The organism is Rhodococcus sp. IEGM 1330, from assembly GCF_033142445.1.
Taxonomy (GTDB): Bacteria; Actinomycetota; Actinomycetes; order Mycobacteriales; family Mycobacteriaceae; genus Rhodococcoides.
Genome location: NZ_JAWLSB010000005.1, coordinates 81,161 through 100,931, shown reverse-complemented (window position 1 = coordinate 100,931; position 19,771 = coordinate 81,161). Strand labels below are relative to the sequence as shown.

General features: G+C 60.4%; 20 protein-coding genes. 13 read left to right on the top strand and 7 right to left on the bottom strand.

Annotated elements, in window-relative coordinates; all coding sequences use genetic code 11:
* Nucleotides 1–34: 34 nt before the first annotated feature.
* Complete coding sequence (locus R4P57_RS13430; protein WP_317803326.1) at nucleotides 35–1,927, bottom strand: PEP-utilizing enzyme; 1,893 nt, start codon at nucleotides 1,925–1,927, stop codon at nucleotides 35–37.
* 225 nt (nucleotides 1,928–2,152) lie between these two features.
* Between R4P57_RS13430 and R4P57_RS13425 the strand changes: the two genes are divergently transcribed.
* Both R4P57_RS13425 and R4P57_RS13420 read left to right on the top strand, forming a co-directional pair.
* Nucleotides 2,153–2,959: an IclR family transcriptional regulator gene (locus tag R4P57_RS13425; protein WP_317803325.1), complete on the top strand. Its 807-nt coding sequence runs from the start codon at nucleotides 2,153–2,155 to the stop codon at nucleotides 2,957–2,959.
* Entirely contained in the window at nucleotides 2,956–3,795 is an 840-nt protein-coding gene (locus R4P57_RS13420) for an IclR family transcriptional regulator (RefSeq protein ID WP_317803324.1), read from the top strand. Before R4P57_RS13425 ends, R4P57_RS13420 begins: the two co-directional genes overlap by 4 nt.
* A gap of 92 nt (nucleotides 3,796–3,887) precedes the next feature.
* Here R4P57_RS13420 and R4P57_RS13415 read toward each other — a convergent pair whose 3' ends face one another.
* The gene (locus R4P57_RS13415) at nucleotides 3,888–4,859 is read right to left on the bottom strand and encodes a PDR/VanB family oxidoreductase (RefSeq protein ID WP_317803323.1); all 972 of its coding nucleotides are present in this window, start codon (nucleotides 4,857–4,859) and stop codon (nucleotides 3,888–3,890) included.
* A 1-nt stretch (nucleotide 4,860) separates the two neighbouring features.
* On the bottom strand, nucleotides 4,861–5,982 hold the full coding sequence (locus tag R4P57_RS13410) for an aromatic ring-hydroxylating dioxygenase subunit alpha (protein ID WP_317803322.1): 1,122 nt from the start codon (nucleotides 5,980–5,982) through the stop codon (nucleotides 4,861–4,863).
* Nucleotides 5,983–6,101: 119 nt separating this feature from the next.
* On the opposite strand from R4P57_RS13410, the gene R4P57_RS13405 reads away from it, so the two are divergent.
* Nucleotides 6,102–6,725, top strand: a complete 624-nt coding sequence (locus R4P57_RS13405; protein WP_317803321.1) for a PadR family transcriptional regulator — start codon at nucleotides 6,102–6,104, stop codon at nucleotides 6,723–6,725.
* Nucleotides 6,726–7,071: 346 nt separating this feature from the next.
* Here R4P57_RS13405 and R4P57_RS13400 read toward each other — a convergent pair whose 3' ends face one another.
* Nucleotides 7,072–7,737 carry a type IV toxin-antitoxin system AbiEi family antitoxin domain-containing protein gene (locus R4P57_RS13400; RefSeq protein WP_411742358.1) on the bottom strand — a complete coding sequence of 222 codons (666 nt, stop codon included), beginning with the start codon at nucleotides 7,735–7,737 and terminating at the stop codon, nucleotides 7,072–7,074.
* Nucleotides 7,738–8,700: 963 nt separating this feature from the next.
* Here R4P57_RS13400 and R4P57_RS13395 point away from each other — a divergent pair.
* Complete coding sequence (locus R4P57_RS13395) at nucleotides 8,701–10,194, top strand: hypothetical protein (RefSeq protein WP_317803320.1); 1,494 nt, start codon at nucleotides 8,701–8,703, stop codon at nucleotides 10,192–10,194.
* 253 nt (nucleotides 10,195–10,447) lie between these two features.
* Here R4P57_RS13395 and R4P57_RS13390 read toward each other — a convergent pair whose 3' ends face one another.
* On the bottom strand, nucleotides 10,448–10,786 hold the full coding sequence (locus tag R4P57_RS13390) for a MarR family winged helix-turn-helix transcriptional regulator (protein WP_317803319.1): 339 nt from the start codon (nucleotides 10,784–10,786) through the stop codon (nucleotides 10,448–10,450).
* Between the two features lie 245 nt (nucleotides 10,787–11,031).
* Between R4P57_RS13390 and R4P57_RS13385 the strand changes: the two genes are divergently transcribed.
* Nucleotides 11,032–11,304, top strand: a complete 273-nt coding sequence (locus R4P57_RS13385) for a hypothetical protein (RefSeq protein ID WP_317803318.1) — start codon at nucleotides 11,032–11,034, stop codon at nucleotides 11,302–11,304.
* Nucleotides 11,305–11,438: 134 nt separating this feature from the next.
* Here the strand turns inward: R4P57_RS13385 and R4P57_RS13380 are convergent, their stop codons facing one another.
* Entirely contained in the window at nucleotides 11,439–12,827 is a 1,389-nt protein-coding gene (locus R4P57_RS13380; RefSeq protein ID WP_317803646.1) for an MFS transporter, read from the bottom strand.
* 216 nt (nucleotides 12,828–13,043) lie between these two features.
* On the opposite strand from R4P57_RS13380, the gene R4P57_RS13375 reads away from it, so the two are divergent.
* Together R4P57_RS13375 and R4P57_RS13370 are read left to right on the top strand one after the other, a co-directional pair.
* Complete coding sequence (locus R4P57_RS13375; protein WP_317803317.1) at nucleotides 13,044–13,385, top strand: helix-turn-helix domain-containing protein; 342 nt, start codon at nucleotides 13,044–13,046, stop codon at nucleotides 13,383–13,385.
* Nucleotides 13,386–13,442: 57 nt separating this feature from the next.
* On the top strand, nucleotides 13,443–14,135 hold the full coding sequence (locus R4P57_RS13370) for a TetR/AcrR family transcriptional regulator (protein WP_317803316.1): 693 nt from the start codon (nucleotides 13,443–13,445) through the stop codon (nucleotides 14,133–14,135).
* Between the two features lie 29 nt (nucleotides 14,136–14,164).
* Here the strand turns inward: R4P57_RS13370 and R4P57_RS13365 are convergent, their stop codons facing one another.
* Nucleotides 14,165–14,908 carry an AAA family ATPase gene (locus R4P57_RS13365; protein ID WP_317803315.1) on the bottom strand — a complete coding sequence of 248 codons (744 nt, stop codon included), beginning with the start codon at nucleotides 14,906–14,908 and terminating at the stop codon, nucleotides 14,165–14,167.
* A 255-nt stretch (nucleotides 14,909–15,163) separates the two neighbouring features.
* On the opposite strand from R4P57_RS13365, the gene R4P57_RS13360 reads away from it, so the two are divergent.
* Genes R4P57_RS13360 through R4P57_RS13335 form a run of 6 tightly spaced genes read left to right on the top strand, consistent with a single transcriptional unit; the run spans nucleotide 15,164 to nucleotide 19,768 of the window.
* Nucleotides 15,164–16,501, top strand: a complete 1,338-nt coding sequence (locus R4P57_RS13360; protein ID WP_317803314.1) for a class I adenylate-forming enzyme family protein — start codon at nucleotides 15,164–15,166, stop codon at nucleotides 16,499–16,501.
* Nucleotides 16,498–17,220, top strand: coding sequence for an SDR family NAD(P)-dependent oxidoreductase (locus R4P57_RS13355; RefSeq protein ID WP_317803313.1), 723 nt, complete (start codon nucleotides 16,498–16,500; stop codon nucleotides 17,218–17,220). Before R4P57_RS13360 ends, R4P57_RS13355 begins: the two co-directional genes overlap by 4 nt.
* 26 nt (nucleotides 17,221–17,246) lie before the next feature.
* Nucleotides 17,247–17,480 carry a phosphopantetheine-binding protein gene (locus R4P57_RS13350; RefSeq protein ID WP_317803312.1) on the top strand — a complete coding sequence of 78 codons (234 nt, stop codon included), beginning with the start codon at nucleotides 17,247–17,249 and terminating at the stop codon, nucleotides 17,478–17,480.
* Nucleotides 17,477–18,505: an AvrD family protein gene (locus R4P57_RS13345; RefSeq protein ID WP_317803311.1), complete on the top strand. Its 1,029-nt coding sequence runs from the start codon at nucleotides 17,477–17,479 to the stop codon at nucleotides 18,503–18,505. The genes R4P57_RS13350 and R4P57_RS13345 overlap by 4 nt, the downstream gene beginning before the upstream one ends.
* Nucleotides 18,506–18,554: 49 nt before the next feature.
* A complete protein-coding gene (locus R4P57_RS13340) occupies nucleotides 18,555–19,007 on the top strand; it encodes an ester cyclase (RefSeq protein ID WP_317803310.1) in 453 nt (150 codons plus the stop codon).
* Nucleotides 19,004–19,768 carry an FAD binding domain-containing protein gene (locus tag R4P57_RS13335; protein WP_317803309.1) on the top strand — a complete coding sequence of 255 codons (765 nt, stop codon included), beginning with the start codon at nucleotides 19,004–19,006 and terminating at the stop codon, nucleotides 19,766–19,768. Before R4P57_RS13340 ends, R4P57_RS13335 begins: the two co-directional genes overlap by 4 nt.
* Nucleotides 19,769–19,771 lie beyond the last annotated feature (3 nt).

Below are 19,771 nucleotides of genomic sequence, written 5' to 3'. Positions count from 1 at the left end.
TCCCGAGTACTCGTGTGATGGTGTGCGTCGACGGTCAGGATGCGTCGGGTGCATCATCGAGGATGGTGACAGTGCCGGTGTTGCCGTCGACCCGAATAAGCTGGCCGGTCTTGATTCTCGAGGTGCCGAACCCGGTGCCGACGACCGCAGGCAGTTCGTATTCACGTGAGACGATCGCGGCGTGGCACATGATGCCGCCGATATCGCTGACAGCACCTCTGATCCGGCCGAACACCGGAGTCCAACTCGGGCTCGTGATAGGTGCTACGAGGATTTCGCCCTCCTTCACGGTGTCGAGTTGGTCCGGGCGGAGCACTACGCGAGCCAGGCCCTCGGCGACGCCCGGCGAACCTGCGAAACCGGAGAGCGAGTTCGTGCTTGCACCGCCGTCCTGGGCGGAGAGCCAGCGCTCGACAGTTTCCGGAGTGATGCCCCACAGCATGATGGTCAACGGTTCGTTGACCTGCTCGGGAACCGGACCCAGTGCAGGAGGCGGGCTCCAGGCATCCAGCGCGGCGTATATCTCCCTGCGCCGCTTGATGATCTGCGGCCAATGCGCCCCGCCCTGCGGGTTGCCGCCGGCACCCCACGCCATCTGCAGATCCGCGATCGCTTCTTCGACCTCGGCCCGGCGGAGAAAGAAAACGTCCTCCACGTCATCCCAGAAGCCCCACTTCACCAGGAGCCGACTGAACTCGCGGGTCTTGTTCCAGAAGTTGGTCATGAACCAGTGTTCGACGTAGAAGTTGTGATTCTCAACGTAGGGAAAGACTGTCCTCGACAGCCCCAACGCCTCGTCGAATCCGTGCAGATCCTCCTCGTCGAGCAACGCTCGATAGTGGTCGACCACCGAATCACGCTCGGCCTGAAGCCTTTCGATCGGACGAACCAGATCCTCGCCTTTGTGCAATCGATCGATATAGTCGCCGATCGACTGAATCGGCAGGCTCAGGTCGTCGATCCAACTGCGGTGCGAGTGATACATCCCCGACCCGTACGAGAAGTAGAACCACGGGTCCTTGCTCTCCTCCAGCGCCGCAAGCCACGCCCGTCCGCCGTCTGTGCCACCGAGCCCTTCGGTCAGATCCGACTCCGACGTGGCTGCGCGAACGATGTCTGCGACACCGAGTTCCACTGCCTTGCGCGCCAGCGACCGCAACTCCTCGTCCGGACGAAACAGCAGTACGTCGATACCGCTGACCATTCTCGAAATCGTTTGGTCGTCGATCTCAGGGAAGTGCTCCTTGCACAGGGTCAGAAACTGTAGGTAGGCGGCGTAGCCCAGGTTGAGAAATTCCGAATGCAGAGTCCAGATCTGGTCGCCGTACTCGAGCAGACGGTGGTAGGCCATCAACAGCTGATTGCCCTGTGTCGGACCACGGTCCTCGAGGACCCGCTCGATCGGCTCGAACTCCGACATCGCTGGAACCTCGAGCGCATGAACCCCCCGGATTGCGGCGGTGACGCGGCCCTCCCACTCGGCGTAGAGCACATCCCAATTCTGGAAGTAGTACCCGGCGCGCGGACCGAATTCCTCGGCCCGGCGGGCTTGCTCCTCGGGATCCGGGCTCGGCAGAGTGGACATGTAGGTGTAGCCGTTGATGATCCGCACATCCAGGCCCTTGGCCGGCGGCAGTGCGAACACGCGAGTATTGGTCACTCCGGTGCCGGTGAATGCGCCGTCGATCGTCAACTGATCGAAGGGGTACGAGACCTCCGGGAAATGCAGCGAGTTGCGGAACCACGTTTTGACGGAGTCTTCTGCCCGCCGCGGCTCCAAGAAGCGGTTGTGGTACGCGAACATGTCCTCCCAACCCTCAGCTCCCTCCGGCGTCTCGATCTCGTAGGGGTCCGGGAAGCGGCGCGTGTCCGGCGCAGACTGCTGCGACGCGGGAATCGAGTCCCGCTCACTCTCGGTAGTCGTCATGACTTCTCCTCCATGCAAGGGGCTCACTGCCCGGAACGTAGGTCACAGTGTGGACACACTGTGACCTAGGCCACCAGTATCTTTTTCATTCAATGAAAAGAAACTCCAGATTCTGCGACCTAATGTCGTGTGGCCTGCGAAAGACTCGGTTCCTTTTCACAGAGCGAAAAAGGATCTACAGTGCACTGGGAGCCCAGGGGCACCGCACAGCCAGGAGGACCGAAAATGCTGCCACCAGAGAGCGCACCCGGAAAGTCGGTGACCGAACGTGCCTTCGCCGTGTTGATGTCCTTCGACATCAACCATCGCCGCATGACGTTGTCTCAAATCTCCCGGCGCACAGGCCTTCCAGTGGCTACCACCTTCCGGCTACTCGACCGACTGGAAGCGATAACCGCAGTCGAGCGCAGTAGCGACGGTTTGTACAGCATCGGGCCGAAGATTTGGGAGCTCGGCATCCTGGCACCGACCCATGATGTGATCGGGATGGGTACGCGGCCCCTGCTGCGCAGTCTGGCCGCGCACTCCGGCGGCGTTGTGCGGGTCTTCGTTCACAACAACCAGAACGCACTGTGCGTCGAAGAAGTGTTGGCGCACGGTGGCAGCACCGCCGCCGGCGGCCCGGGACTGACGCTTCCGCTGCACGCCTGCGCGGCCGGCCAGGCAATCTTGACTTCGATTGCCCCCTCGGTGCGGAACGCACTGCCGATTACTCGCATGCAGCTCACCGACCTGGAGGCAGCCCTCGGCATTGCGCATCGGAGAGGCTGGGTACGCATGGTCAGATCGGACGGCACCGTCGAATACGCTGTTCCGCTGCACGCGGCCGACCGTCCGCCGATGAGCCTGTCGGTAGACATTCATCCGTCCGCCGGCAGCACGAGACCTCAGGTCGGTACCGAGGCGCTGGTGCGCGAATTGCAGAGCGTGGCACGCACCCTCGCAGGAATTCTCGACACCGCTTCCGACAGCCGCCATTCGAAACCTGAATCCGAGCAAGCGCTGTCCCGCACGAACAGCGAGCACCGATGACTGCCGAACCGTACAAGAGCAGCGCGAAGTCCGTAACAGCCAGAGCGCTGGCAGTATTGGCTGCATTCGACGTCGAACATCCGCACATGACCCTCAGCCAACTCGCGCGCAGGGCGGGACTCCCTGTGGCCACGGTGTACCGGCTAGCGGGCGAACTAGAAGACGCTCGATATCTGAACCGAGACAACGCGGGTAAGTACGGACTCGGGGTCAAGCTTTGGGAGATGGGTCTCCTCACCCCGGTCCACGGGCGCCTTCGCGAGACTGCCATGCCGTTTTTACTGAACCTGCAATACGAGTGCCGCGAGACCGTACAGCTAGCTGTACGCGACGGAACCGACGCGATATACGTCGAAAAGCTGACATCGGAAGAGTCGGTGCCGGTGGAAAGCCGTATCGGCGCCCGAATCCCCTTGCATGCAACCGGTGTAGGCAAGGCACTGCTGGCCTTCAGCGACGAATTTTTCATCGAGGCCATGCTGGCGCTGCCGCTGCCACGCTTTTCGCCGGAGACCATCACCGACCGGCGTGTACTTTCCCGCCAGCTCACCCAGATCCGGCAGCGGGGTTACGCGGCGAGCCACCAGGAATATCATTGGGGCTCAACCTCTATTGCAGTGCCCGTACAGGTGAACGAATCGGTACAGGCTGCCATCGGCATCGTCAGCTACACCCTGCGAGAAGACTTGCTTCAACACCTTCCCGCACTGGTTCACGCTGCAAGCGGGCTTTCGCAGCGTCTCGAGCAAACCGAGGGATTCGCTTACCCGGGATTGAGCGGAATCGTCGGCAACACCGCCGATTCGGACTCGCCTCGATCGGAGAGCGACGGGTGATCGCTGCCGAGTCGCCCCGCATTATTCAGGTACGGGTGAGCCAGTGGCGAGCAACCGTCGACTTCTCGAAACCGTAGAACCATCACGGCACGTCACGGGATGTCGAGAGCAAGGATTCCGGTGTCGCCGGCATTCGCGACGCGAGAGACGCACGTACACACCTTGGTGCACGTCCGTTTCTGCGATTCGCTGAAGAACACGTCGCGATGGTCGACCTTTCCATCGACGTGGATGATGTCGACCTGACAGAGACCACACTCACCTTTGCGGCAGTCGTACATCATGTCTGCGCCTGCACGTTCGAGGGCGTCGAGCATCGACTCGCCGACGCCGACCGTGGTCTCGATCCCGAGCCGCGGAACCACGACGCGAAACGGTTCGACGTCGAACCACCCACTGTTGCCGAACGTTTCGTAGCGCAGGTCGGCTGGGGGCAGGTCACGGCCGGTCCAGGCACGCCGGACTGCATCCATCATCCGTACAGGCCCACACATATAGAGCTCGGTCGTCGGTTCCACCGAGTCCACCAGGTCCGAGATGTTCAAACCGGTTCCCTCGGCGTCGACGTGCAAGCTCAGTCGATCACCATGTGCCGCAATGAGTTCGGAGACAAAGGGCATCGCGGCGCGGCTTCGACCCACGTGCAGAAGTCGGTACTCGGCACCCACGCGGCGCAGTGTCGTCGCCATAGCTGCGATCGCGGTGATGCCGATGCCGCCAGCAAGTAGAAGGTATCGCGGCGCACCGACCCGAAGCGGGAAGTTCTGGATCGGAGCACTGATCTCCAGTCGGTCACCCGGCACCAGGGCGTGCATGAACCGAGATCCACCCCGCGAGGTCGGCGACAAGCGAACGGCCACAGTGATACTGCGACCACCCTCCCCCGAGGAGACGACAGAGTACGAGCGCACCGTGCCGTCGTCGACCCGCACGTCCACGTGTGCTCCCGGCGTCGCATGCCGAGTCTGCGTGTCGATATAGATGTCGACGGCCACGACCCCGTCTGCGACAGGCGTGACGGAGGCGACGGTGCCGAGCCCCCAGGAGACCGCGCTGTCGGTCATGTCAGCGGCCCGTTCCGGCGGCGAAAGCGTCGAATCCCCGACTCGGTGCCCGTTCGGTCTCGATCATACGTTGTACGATCCGCCGAACCCACATTCCCCCGGCGTCGATGTTCAGATTGTAGAACTCGTGATCCGGGTTGGCATCGATGGCCTTTTGCTGAGCCGTCAGCATTGCCTCGTCCTCACCGAAGACCCCGTGAACGCCCTCCCGCAACTGCGTGGTGATCAGTTGACTGTCCAGACAGTAGTTGCGCATGAACGCCCAGAAGTACAGTGCGCTGCGCTCATCCACCGGGGACATCGTGTTCATGACGTAGCCATTGACTCCGCGGCTACGGTCACCCTCCGGCGCACCGGTACCCGCTTCGGCAACACCGACGTCGATGCAGATCGTGCCCGGCGCTTCGTAATGGATGATCTGCCAGCGATCCACCTTGCCCTCGAAGCCGGGGAATCGGTCGCGCATATTCTTGCGCCAGAACGGCGGCGGGTCGATTCCGCGCATCCATCGGGACACTGTCACCGTCCGCTCGTCGTGGGTGACGTCGAAGCCTGCTTCGCTCAGCTCGTCCTGGCCGATGGACGACGAATGCACGAACTCCTCGTGCGTGAGATCCATCAAATTATCCAGCACCAGAAGCCAATTGGCCTGCACATCGATGGTGCGGCCATCACCTGCCCAGTCAGGAGAATCCATCTGCGACATGTCCGCGATGAGCGACGGGTCCGCGAGCGTCGGATCACCCGGCCACACCCAGAGAAAACGGTAGCGCTGTTCGACCGGGAACGACGCCACCATCGCCGACGGGTTGATCGTATCTTGCGACGGCATACTGGTGCAGCGTCCGGCCGAGTTGTATCGCAACCCGTGATAAGGACACTGCACCTGGTCGGAGCCCACACGCTTTCCCATCGACAGAGGAGCGAGCCGGTGCCAGCACGCATCGGCGAGAGCAACGGGGCGGCCCTCATCCGTGCGATAGAGCACCATCGACTTACCAGCGATGGTCCGTGCGGTCAGCGCAGCCGAGGTCACTTCGTGATCCCACGCCGCGACGTACCAGGCGTCGAGAGGAAATTGCATGTTCTTGGCGGTAGCCCCGCCCGGGCCCAGATCGGTCATGTGCAGTCCCCGTTCGCGAATCGCGTCCAACTAACTATGGACATAGTGAGTTAGTGTTGTGAGTCACACGATAGCCGCCGCAGTAGTATTCGACAAGTGTCGAGCAAGGACGTGAACCGATGAGTCTGCGGTACGCGTTGCTCGCGCTTCTGACTGCAGGCCCCGTCACCGGTTACGACGCAGCCAAACGCTTCTCCGGTTCGGTCGGACACGTGTGGCACGCACCGGACTCGCAGATCTACCCGGAGCTACGACGAATGGAATCCGACGGTTTCGTGGCCGGTGAGCAGGTTCGCTGGGGCCCGCGGAGCACCAAGACTCAGTACCGCATCACCGAAGACGGGATCGATGCGTTCCGGTCCTGGATGAACACACCACTCGACCACATGCCCGTGCGCGATGCGTTCCACATGCAGGCCGCATACTTCGAATGGGCCGATCCCGAGTGCGCTCGACGAATCCTCCGGTCCCACATCGACTACTACACGGAGCAGGTCGCGCAGCTGAGCACGATCAAGACCGATATCGAATCGCGCACCGATTCGATGATCGCGCGCCGGCTGCAGAACCGGCCGGTCGAAGAGCACGATCGAATCATCGCTTACAAAGCGCACACCTACGCGGGCATGATCGCACGCTGCAGGTCCGAAATCGACTGGGCTGAATCAGGATTGGCACTCGTCGACCACCTCGAGGCCGGCCCGGATCAGCAAACCCCGATCGCATCCGAGCAGCCGGAATGACGGGTACCGATCACTCGTACACCGGATGATGGGCGGAGCCGTCGAACAATGTCGCATGCTGCGCGCTTAGTTGTGGATCGAGGACCACCGGAGCCATCCGTTCAATCGAAATGTGCATGGGGGCAGGCCACCTCAGACTTCGAAACGACAGCGGTCAGGTCGACGTCCTCACTGAGCCGACCATCGACCAAATACGTTCGACACAAGGTTGTGCCGGCGATGAACACAATCCGATCCGCGAAATGCGCACTCAGCTAGCCGAGCAGGTGCGAGATCAGGTGATCCCGCTCGACCTGAGCACGCGCAACACCGAAATGCGCGGCAACCGAGGCCAACTCATTGGGGTTCAACACTTCTCCCTCAACCGAGCCTGCAGCCGCGTCAACATCGTTCGCATCTTCTGAGCCTCAGCGATCTCGCTCGATACACCTTGGTCACAACGTCGATACAGCTGCTCGACCGTCGGCCACACCTCACCCTCGGCATCGCCGAGTCCCGGGCGCTTCACCAAATCCAATACCGTCTGCTCCGCCGTCGTCACCAACACCGCGCCCAACTCGGTATCGATCCGCTCCGCATCCAGACGTGCCGTGTCGCGCACGACAAACCGAACCAGCGCCTGCCGGTCCGCCAACCGAATCGGATCGTGTCGCTTCGGCACAGCAACCACAGCCGTTGCCAACGCGCGCGGAATCACACCGTGCAATCGGGCTGCACTGACACCCATCACCACAGCGTCATCGCGGCCATAGGCAGCAACCGCGATACCCGCCGCGGCTCCCTCCAGGAGAGGTATCCAGTCCGTTCCAACCTGATCGTCGGGCACTGCCACGTAGAAGCCCGTCGCCACTCGATGCAGTAGACCCAAGTCCGTCAGCCTCGCAAGCTCGGCGCGCGGGTGCGCGTAGACATCGGCGGCCGTCGCGGCTCGCACCATCCGCATCGGAAGCCGCGCAAACTCCGGAGGTAGACCGGCCTGACGGCGTCGAACATCGCTTTTAGTCACAGTCACCTCCAAGAGTGTCGGATACGTAGGCTCCAAGCCGACATAACCGATACTGATATCACTCACGTTGATTCGGATCCGCGCCCCTCGCCGGACGATAATGTCGTCCACGGCCGCGAATCAGCTCCTCCGTTTCGGATACCTGACTCCGATCGGCGTCGGATATTCCAAACCGGGGAGCCGATTCGATGCGGCGGTGAAGCACAGAAAACTCCGACCCCAGCAGCGGGATCGGAGCAGTGGAGCCTCCTAACGGGATTGAACCGTTGACCGCTCGCTTACAAGTATGTTGTGAGACAACCAGATACGTCCGGATGGAACCACCACAGTTGTCCTGAGCTGGCTGAATAGTCCAGGCAGCACCACCCAAATCCACCGTCGTAGGTACCAACTTGTGACACGCTCGTGACACCGAAGGCAGTCCGGTTCTGAGTGACGTGTCCGCTTCTGCCGATGGTGAACGACTGTGTCGGTGCAGTCGCCTAACCTTCTCCCACGCTCCCGTGCAAGTCATGCGGATGGGGGCCAGTCGGAGTCGGTCAGTGGTACACAAGGGAGGGCCTCGTGGCAAAAGGCAACGGACGCAGAAGCCAGAACCGCCCACCCAAAAAGCGCCCTGCCCCACCAGACGGCTCTAACGCGTCAGCCAGCCGTGAAGCTCTTGCATCGCCATACGAACGGCGGCGTCTAGAGGAGGAGCTTGCGAAACAACTCACTCCACTGGTGTCGGCCGATGCCGGCCTCACAGCTCTCACGGAAACCGAGAGGCAAACGCTGCTGTCGAACTATGACGGCCAGGAAACTGTGCGCTCACTCGCCATCATCCAGTCGCGACTCGACATCGCCGCATCAACGACGTGGTCCGAAACTCGGGTCGAAGGAACTATCCTCGCGGCAATCGACGAACCATGGGTCCAACAGCTCCTCGGTCGGTTGGATACGAACGGCCGGCTAATACCACCACGATCCATGACCCAGTTACTCAGGGAAGTACTCGAATCCTCGACCGACAACCCGTCAGCCGGCGCAGTGCCACCGGTCGAGTTCGTACGCCTGATCCTGTCGGTGAACACCGAACACATGCGCACCGAATACAGCCAGGACGGCACCATGGACCCCGATGCCGTGGACCGAATCGCAGAGATGGCCTACAGCCTCGACCTCGAGCAAACGCAGACGACGCTCCGCGAGCTGATGCTCGACGAGATCGCCACATTCCACAGCAACCTCCCCCAAAAAAGAGAAATACTTCAAGCTGACACACAGCGGACGTGGTTCACTGTCTGGCCTGACCGTGTGACCGACCCACGCCTCGGGGCGACACCTGCCGACACGTTCAACTCAGCCAACGGAGTCGAACTACTTGATGTGCTTGCGCTGGGACACATCGTCATCGAACACGCCGCCGACGGTGAGTACGAGTTCACGCGCGCCGGCCTGCTGTCCGCAGGTGCCCCTCAGGCAGCAGTGGACTTCATGTTCGCCAACATGACCCAGCCGCTCGAGCGATACCAACGCCGACTTGCTCGCGACCGCCGACGGGGTGAGGTCGCGAACCAGCGGTACGCCATGACGGAACACCCCTTCGTACTCATGAGCGACGGGAGCGCACTTCTTCTCCGCTACCAATGGGCACTCGACAGATTCTTCGGGTCCCAGCTCTACTGGCAGACCTTCTCCAGTTTGGGGCGCCCGGATCCCGGCTCCGCGGCCGAATCATTCAGCCTCGCGATGAACGACGTGTTCGAGGAAGCCGTCGCCGAGGTTCTGACGCGGATCGTCGACCAAAGCCCAGCGATGACACGACTGATACGCGAAAACGAACTCCAATCCGCGTGGACCGAGAGCGTTGGAAGCCCACCATCTGTGTGCGACTTCGTAATCCCCTTGGGCCCGCGAGGATTCATGACACTCGATGCAACGAACCACCCGCTGAACTTCGCTCTTGCACAGGGCCTGGGCACCATTGACGACTACGCCGTGGACGCCCAACAATCGTTGGTCAAAAAATGCGATCAAATCGCGAAAACCATCCGTCAAATCAGGCGACGGAACGCATTCGGGGCAACCGACAACTCTGTGTTCGTCCCGATCGTGGTGGTGCCGGTCAGCGGTGTACCCAACCTCGGAACCACCGAAAGCGACCTGGTGTGGCGAACCGAGGAGGTGTTCGGCGACCTGGCACGCACTCGATGCCTGTATACGCCCACCGTCATCACCTACTCCGACCTTGCGCTACTCGAAGGGATTGCCGAACATTACGGCGCGATGGGACACGACATTGCCGAAGCGATCGTCGGTTGGCGCAGAGCAGCAATGAGCGGCACCGTCGTGACTGGTACACCACCGACGTCATTGCAGGATTACCTCGCTGGGGCGGGAATCCAGCGGCCCATCCCGACAAGGACATTCCGTCTGCAGCGCAAACTCGTCGACGCGATCCAGAGGCGGCTGACCACATAGGAGCTTCGTCCGTAGTGTCATGCTTGTTTGGCGCGAACGTATGTAGGGCGCAACGCCGCTGTCTAAGCAGCTGAATCCGGACTCGAGAGCCGGTGACCGGCAGTCGTTGTCGGGGGCCTGAAATTCGCCGCCCTCTCCGATCTTCAACCAGTTCTGTGGACTGTGCCGATTCACTTTCGACGTCAAGGAGTGCGCCATGGACCTCACCGCGGACGCCGTGTGGCGCGCCGTCGCATGAGGGTCGTCTGGTTCGTCAATCGAGTGCATCACCAGTGAAGACTGCAGAAGTTCGGATTAGAAAGTCACAAAAGGCAGCGTGTTCTTCTGGAGTGAAGCTCCCAGCCAGGGTCCGTTCAACCCGCTCCACGTCGATCAGGGCGCGGCCGAGAACAAGGCTCCCTTCGGTTGTGATGTTGCTCAGGACGACTCTGCCGTGAGTGTCTGACTGCTGCCGGGCAATCAAGCGCTTTCGGTGCAGGCCATTGAGCACGCCGGCCATGCTCTGCTGGGTCACCCCACATGACCGCGCCAGCTGCGCTCCCGACATATCAGGCACGTCCGACAACGTCAAAAGAACTGTATATTGAGTCATACTGAGGTTGTAGCGGCGGAGGGCTGCTTCATGGTGGCCGGTCAAGGTTTGCTCTGCTCGCCTGAGGAGGCGGCAAATATGTCGATCCGATCTGACGTCGTGCACTTCATACCCCCACTGCGTTGACTCAACTCCCTGAGACAAATAAAGTTGTTGACATGTGCAGTAGCGACTGCGTTCGCGCGGCGTGATGGCCTGGGCGCACTTACTCGCGCCTCTGCCCGGGTTTTTCGAAAGGTGTGATGATGCAGGCGACACTGGCTGAGCGGTTGAACGAACTCTTCGATACCCACACGGACGCCAACGGGAAGCCTCTGAGCGCAAGACGATTCCTTAAGAGTTTCAACGCTCAGTCTTCGGCGACGCTCAGCCTTGGGTACTTGTCAGAGCTCCGCAATGGCATATCCGACAATCCACGGGTCCAGCTAGTTGTTGCGTTGGCGAACTATTTCGGCGTACCCCCCAGCTTTCTGGTCGATCTCGACGAGGTGCGGCCCGAGCCCGCTATGGCCATGTAGTGACTGTACCCTGAAACCTGCCAGCCGGTATGTGGATTTTTGTGTATTGCGACACATCGAAAGACCAAAAACGGTCAACGGTCTGCGGCGCTGAGCGCTACAGACCGTTGACCGTTGACCGTTCAAGTCGGGGGCTAAGTCTCCGAACGAGTAGTCTTCACGAGCTGTGAGGTCAAGATGAAACCGAGCACAGCCAGGACCACGCTGCAAATCGCGGCCGCTGCGAGTGCCGTCGCATAACTGCCTACACTTGCACCGTCTGCAGATCCGAGCACCGAAAAGAACACCGTTCCGATTGCCGCAATGCCGATGGCGCTGGAGAACTGTTGCGCCGTCGTGAGCACTCCGGCTGCGGCACCGGCGTGTTGTGCGCTGATTTTAGCGAGCACAGCGCCAATCAGTGCGGGCACTGCAGTTCCGTTGCCGAATCCGATCAGAATCATCGGAACAACTAGCATCGGGGCAGAGAGTCCATTGCCTGCGACATAGAGCAGTACAATGAGGCTGGTGAGTCCAAGGATCACGACTCCCGTGCCGAACGCGATCACCGAAGGCCCCCGCTTGACGATCTGCTTCTTCGCCACAATCGAGGCGACGGCGAACGCCACTCCGAGGGGCGCAAATGTCAATCCGGCCATCAACGGAGAAAGCCCGAGCCCGTTCTGCATAACCAGCGTCAGGGTGAACACCACACTGAAGAACGCTGCAAACAGAGCAATCGAGGTTCCGAGCCCCAGGTTGAATGCCTTCTCAGTAAAGAGCGACAACGGGATGATCGGCCGACCCCCACGGCGCTCCATGTTCCGCTCCTTGTTCAGGGTCAGCAGAAGCACCGGCACAGAAAGAACAAGACATATCCATGTCCACGGAGCCCAGCCTTCGCTGCGGCCGAGAACAAGCGGAATCAGGATCAGCGAGAGCGCAGCAGTTATGCCGACTGCGCCGAGCACGTCGAACGACGCTGCAGTTGTACGTTCGTGCCGCGGCAAGGTTCGCAGGCCGAAAGCCACAGTCGCCAAGGCGATCGGAACATTGACCAGAAATATGACACGCCAGTCCAAGCCGAGGATGTCGAAGTTCAGCAGCACACCACCCAGGACTTGCCCGGCTACAGCTCCCACTCCCATTGTCACCCCGAACCACGAAAGTGCCTTGCCTCGCTCGGCCGGCGGGAACGTACGCGTGATCAGCGCCAAGACCTGCGGAACCAGCACTGCAGCTGTGACACCCTGAATAAGGCGGAATACGACCAGTTGCGTCGAGGACTGTGCCAGGCCGCACAGTAGCGAGGCTATTCCGAACAGCAACATGCCGGTCAGGAACACGGGCCGGTGACCGAAATGATCACCGATTCGCCCGCCTGTGATCAGGCCTGCGGCGTACGTGAATGCGTAGCCCCCCACGATCAATTCCAGGCTGGCCTCGGACGCGCTCAAGTCTCGTTGTAGAACCGGTAGCGCAACATTGACGACGTACAAGTCGAACTGCGCCATGAACATCGCGACCAGCACCACAGGAAGCATCACCCATCGGAGAGGGTGACTGCCGGTTGCGGCCGCAACACTGGGAGGCGCAGTAGCGGCAGATTCTTGGACTGTCAGAGGTGGAGGGGGATCGGACGGAGATTTACTGTGAGACGTGACCACGATGACTCCTTCTATGTTCGTCGTATATCGAACTGTTTGGTAGCGTACAGCCAAGTACTATGAATGTCGAACAGTCATTGAACTCGAATTCGAATGGAAGGCAACCAAGCCATGCGGACCCGGCAGCGCACATCGATGCACCATCCACCCGCGGACGAATTGGACCTACTCGAGGTGCTGCACGCACTGGCCGATGACACGAGGATGAGAATCGTTCTCACCCTCCTGGAGGATGTCGAGCGTCCGTGTGGCACCTTCGAGGTGGATGTTGCTCCGTCGACCTTGACCCACCATTTTCGAGTCCTGCGCGAATCTGGCGTGATCCACCAACGAGAGGAGGGCCGGAGAAAGTGGACAACCCTGCGGCTTGAAGACCTCGAATCGCGGTTTCCCGGAGTGTTGACGTCGATTGCCGAGGTGTATGCAGGTGAGTGACCACAGACCGACCCATCAAGATCTCGCCCACCCAGCTGACCGCCGTAAGCTTTGACAGTGGTTACACGAAACGACAAGTCCGCGCACCGGGCAGACAAGCCCACCAAATCCGAACTCACACGTTCGGGATTGCTAGTTGGTGCCGCTAAAGAATTCTCGGACAGAGACTATTCCGACGTGACCCTTAACGACATAGCTCGGCGATCGGGAATGACCAAAGGCGCAGTCTATTTCCACTTCGCGACCAAAGAAGAGGTCGCGGGCGCTGTGTCCTACATCTACGACCATCGCTTGCGCGTGCTGTACGCCAAAGTCCAATCAGACTATGACGACCCACACGACCAACTGCACGCATTCATCATTCGGCTCCTGCGATGCTTTCAATTCGACTTCACCTTCAAAGCCGCGGTCTCGCTGCACGCACATCACAGGCAACGCATCGCCTCCGCCCCACAGCCATTCACCAAGTTGATCACCTTCCTCGGCGAACGTTTCATAGCTGTGGGATCGACAGATAGCGACGCCGAACGCTCTGCTTTCATCATCACCTCAGCGATCTTCGGAACGCAATGGGTGTCCTGGGTCCGATCCGATCGCAGCGACCTCACCGAACGCGCAGTGGATCTTGTCCGCATGCTCGCACATGAACCCCGCGCTGCTTTGCTCGAGCGAGAGTGCGCCTGGATGCCGGTAGCACCGAGCGCCGAATCGATCGCTGCCGAGATCAAACTTGCCAACATGTTCGGGTAGACCCCGAGCAAGGCTCGCCGAATGGGCACCTAAGGAGTCAATACGGGCACCGTCGCGCGCGACCGCTCGGTCTCCAATCGCTTGTCGATAGCAGAGTAGTCGATGCCAGCGGCCGCAATAGCCTCGTCCACACTCATCACGGTGGGCAACTCGAACATGGACACGATCTGCTCGAGACGCGATTGCATGGTTCCCGAAACTCGGTGGGCCACAATCCCCAGATCCTGCACCGTCGAAATCAACATGTCATCGCAGAATCGACGGAACCCTTCGTTCATCGGCCGATGACCATCGGCGGCGATTGCGCGTTCGTTCTCCAGGTGCACGAAGGCATCGAAGGAGACAGCGACATGCTGGCGCATTGCCACTCCGAACTGTTCGACCACGGCACCGAAGAAGCGCATCTCGTCTGATAGGTCCGACTCCTCGACCGGGTCGAGTCCGGTGGTGGCACTGGGATCCATCCCATAGTGAACTCGGGCTGCGCCGTAAATCCACTCCTGCAGAGACGATCCGTCCGATATGAAGCCACCGCTGGTCGCCGAGAGTGCAGCCTCGGCGGCGGCCCGGCCGGTGTGACGGCGCATCGCCAGTTGCAAGTACTCGGCGGGGGTCACCTCCGACAAGGCTTTACCGGGCACCGCGGCCGGCATGATCTCACGAATCGTCAGTGCCAGTGTCTTGGGAATTCCGGTCAAATGAGACAGCGCCAGCGCCGTCGACGTTTTACCTGCGGAGTACGTGCCCGAGATCGACAATCGAATATTCTGCACGACAACACCTTTCCTTGAATTCGGATAGGTCGCGAGTATCAGCAACCTGAGACTGTTCACGCCTGTGAACAGTCTCAGCTTGCACGCTCCCGTACGAATTCGCCACCCGTCGGCAGACAATTGTGGCGTTCGTCACTAACTATTGCGCGCCACGGGATCAATCCCGTTATCGTTCAACGGTGTTCACGCACGTGAACAATTGCCCGGCTCGACGAACCGGTGCCCATCCCGTTCACCAATCCTTGAGGATCACAAGTGAACTTTGCAAAGATGTTGCGCAGCAATGGCAATGCAGACGCACTTGTCATCGATGACACAGTGTTCACCTACAACGATCTTGCCGACACAGTGGATCGCTGGAGCGAGTTCTATCGAAAAGAGGGTGTAACCGACACCAGTGTCGTCGGACTGAGAGGGCGCTACTCGGCCGACCTGTGTGGCGCGTTCATCAGCCTCTACGATCTCGGCGCGGTGATCGTTCCGTTCAGCCCCGATACCCCTGCCGAGAAGCTGCAGAACTTCACCGAAGTCGCGCAGCTCAGCACCCTGCACGACCTCGGAACGTCCGACATCACACATCTGTCGGGGTCCACGGATTCGCCACACACCTTCTACGAGCAACTGCGCACCGCCCACCACGCGGGATTGGTTCTCTTCAGCTCAGGTACGACCGGACGGAGCAAAGCATCTGTTCTCGATCTGTCGAAACTCGTTGCACGATACGGTGATCGCAGACGGGTACGCCGAACCTTGGCCTTCATGCAACTCGATCATATCGGCGGAGTCAACACGATTTTGCACACCTTGTCGCTGGGCGGATCGGTAGTCACGATCAGCGGAGAACGAACACCGGACGATGTCTTCTCCACTGTGCAAAGCCGAAGAGTCGACACGTTGCCAGTAACCCCGACCTTCCTCACGATGTCCGTAGTAGCCGGGGCGGTAGAACGGTATGACCTTTCCTCACTCAAGCTCATCACATACGGCACCGAACCGATGCCGGTCAGCACACTCTCACGCGTAACAGAACTACTGCCTGACATCACACTGAAACAGACCTACGGACTCTCCGAACTGGGCATCATCCCCACACGATCCAAGGACGACGGGTCGCTGTGGATGAAGCTGGGAACCGACGGGTTCGAGTACGACATTCGCGACGATGTGCTCTGGGTCCGCGCGGACACCGCGATGCTCGGATACCTCAACGCCCCCAACCCCTTCGACGAGCACGGTTATTTCAACACCCAGGACAAAGTCGAGGTCGACGGCGACTATGTACGAATCCTCGGCAGAGACAGCGACATCATCAATGTCGGTGGCGAAAAGGTGTATCCCGCAGAGGTCGAATCCGCGATCCTGGAAGTAGACGATGTCCGGGAGGTCATCGTGTGCGGGCGACCGAGCCCCATCATGGGCCACGTCGTCGTCGCATCCGTACAAGCCGAGGCAGGAACCGGCGGCCCCGAGCTCGAACAACGCATCCTGCATCACTGCAACTCGACACTCGAACCGTTCAAAGTCCCCATGCTGATCGAGTTCATCGACGGACGCTACGTATCGGAACGGTTCAAGAAGCTGAGGTCGTTGTGAGCGAACAAGGCACCGCGATCGTCACCGGCGGATCTCGCGGCCTCGGGCTGAAGATCGTCGAACACTTCGCCGAGCGTGGATTCCGAGTCGTGACGTGCAGCCGCAAACCCACCAGCGCGTTGGACGAGCTACGAGCTCGGTTCGATATCGAATGGCACTCCGTCGACGCTGCGTCACCCACCTCTCGGGCCGAGATGGCCGACATCATCACCGCAGCCCAACCCCACCTGTTGATCAACAACATCGGATCGATCACACAAGGTCTGTTCATCTCAGAGCCTCAAGAGTCACTGGAGACAGTGGTGGCGACCAATTACATCGCCCCCATGGTGTTCATCCAGGCCGCTGCCCGGTCCATGGTCGGCAACGGTATCGCCGGCCAGATCGTCAATGTCTCCTCGATCAACACGATCCGCGGATACCGCGGAGTGGCCTCCTACGCCTCGGCCAAGGCCGGAATCGACGGACTCGTCCGGCCACTGGCCAGAGAATTCGGTCCGTTCGGAATACGAATCAACAGCGTCGTACCCGGCTATTTCGACAGCGATCTCACAGCGGTAGTCACCGACGATCACCGCACGCAAATCCGAAACCGCACGCCACTCGGGCGCCTCGGCACAACCGACGATGTGGTCGGCGCAATCAACTATCTCACCAGCGAACCCGGGACGTTCATCACAGGACAAACCCTCGTAATCGACGGAGGAATCACATGCTGACACAACGTGCTGCAGAAGTCGAAGTCATGAAGATTATCGAAACGATGATCGACACCGACGAACTCGACACCGACATCAACCCCGAAATGTCGCTTCCCGAAACGGGACTCAACTCGCTCGCCATCGCTCGGCTTCTCATCAAGCTCGAAGCAAAATTCGGGTCCGACCCATTCCATGACGGCAGCGCACGAATCCCCGACATCAGATCGGTCTCCGACCTGGCTGCCGCGTACGTCAACGCTCAGAAGGCGGCGGTATGAGCACTACCTCGATCACCCAACCGACCAACAAGCTCGTACTGTCCGACATTTCCGACCACCTCGGAGATCCATCAGGACGGTTCTTCTCCAACGGCTACAAGCGAGCGACGTACACCACTCACACGATCACCACCAGCCACGACATCGACACGCTCACATCCCGAATCGCGGCAACAATCGACGTTGGACTGCCTCCCAATTGGTCCGTCAAGAAGAGCGGTGTGCAACCACCACACGTCAGCACTGTCGACGCGATGGTCGTCGCGATGCGCTCCTGCGCGACGTTGCTCACCCAGGTCTCACCGCAACCACTGTCCGAGTTGAGCGTCGTACGCGTTGCGGTGGTAGGAGGCGACAAGCCACAGGAAACACTGGACAACATCGCTGTATCGGGAACACTGCAGCTGCAGACCGTCCACGGGCACAGCCGTTTCCGGTGCGAAGTGGGGTCACTGCGAGTCACACTCGTCGTCTCCGGACTCCGTATCGATCAGATTCGCCACGACCTGGGACAACCCCTTACTGTCGATCCGCAGACCGACTCTTCGTACTGGAACGAAGGCTTTCGGCGCGTATCGCACACCATCAGCGACGTCACCGCCGACATCGACGCGCTCGAGGCCACCGGGACTATCGAATTGTCCGGCGACTGGCCCGAAGTGGACGGTCTCGAACACAGCCTCGGCTGCAGGCTCCCCTTCGTCGAAGCATTCGTCTGTACCCTGCAACTCGCACAAGTGCTGTTCTACGCACTCGACGGGCTCTCGCGCAGCGACAGCAATACCTTGTGGATGATGCGGACGGTGATCACACCGTGCGACAACGCCGACGACCCATCGGCCCACACGGCACCCGACGATGCCGGTCTGAGGTTTCCCGCTGCCGTTCGATTCGAGACGGTCGACAAGGTTCCGATGGACGGCGGCGAGTGGAGGTTCGTCGAATTCACCTCCGTCATAGGCAATACCGCGATCCGCGCCGAATTCACGCACGACATCTCACACGTCGTCTCGCAGTCGGCGTAACAGATCTTCCGCCGGCCCCACAGCAGCCATCGACAAAGAAGGAGCATCCATGACCACCTCGAACATCGAGACCCTCAACGACGCACGAAAAGCAAGTATCGCCCGGCTCTTCCGCGACATGATCACCCACAACGACCTATCGGTGGCCGACGACATCTTCGCCCCCGACTTCTACTGGCCACAATTCGATCTGCACGGTCCTGACGGTGTGCGTCAATGGGTCAACGCTTTCCGGACCGCATTTCCGGACATGGACGATCGAATCGAAGAACAGATCGCAGAAGGCGATGTCGTCGTCACTCGGTTGCGTTGCCTGGGAACCCAACTCGGGCCCTTTCGGGGACTACCCCCGAGCGGCAGACGAGCAGACTTCACCGCCATCGGCATCGACTATTTTCGCGGCGACAAAGTCGTCCGCCGCTCGGCCCACTTCGACCTTGCTGACTTGATGCGCCAACTGGGACACACGACACTGCTCGTACCGACAGTCGACACACCATGAGACCTGCGCCCTTCCGATACGTCAGGGCGCGCAGCGCAATAGAGGCCGCTCAGATGCTCGGCCACAACCCCGGAGCCCGAATTCTGTCGGGAGGACAGACGCTCATTCCGGAATTGACCCGTCGGGCCGTGACATCACCGCTCATCGTGGATCTCAAAACCGCTCGGGGTATGGACACGGCGCATTGGGAAGACGCAGCGCTCACCATCGGTGCACTCTGCACGCTGTCCACCCTCGAAGCGGTAGTCGCGCAGAGGCCACACGCTCGGTACCTACAGTCGGCATTGGCGATGACCGCCAGCCCCGCGATTCGCCACCGCGCCACCGTCGGGGGAACAGTCGCACTTGCTTCGTCGACATCCGAACTCCTCATCGCTCTGCTAGTCGGAACAACCTCGTGCGAGACAGTCGACGCCGACGGAAAAATCCGAACGCGTGATTTGAACGAGTTCTTCACGACGAGGAACGTCGGTGACGCGGAAGTCATCACGGCCGTGCGACATACGCCACCTGATGGCGTGGCCGCCCTCGACGAATACGCCCGGCAGTCCAACGTTCCAGCGGACGTCGTAGTGGGCGTCGTATCGGGTTTCGAGACAGACATCCTCTACACCGTCGTCGGAATACGCGGTCGACTCCCGACTCACGCATCCCATCACCCCGGGGATCCGTACGGGCCACGACATGTGGCCTCCGCATGGTCACACGACGCGATAGCCGAACGGCTGATCACACGATTGGCGCACGCCGGCCGCCATTAGCTC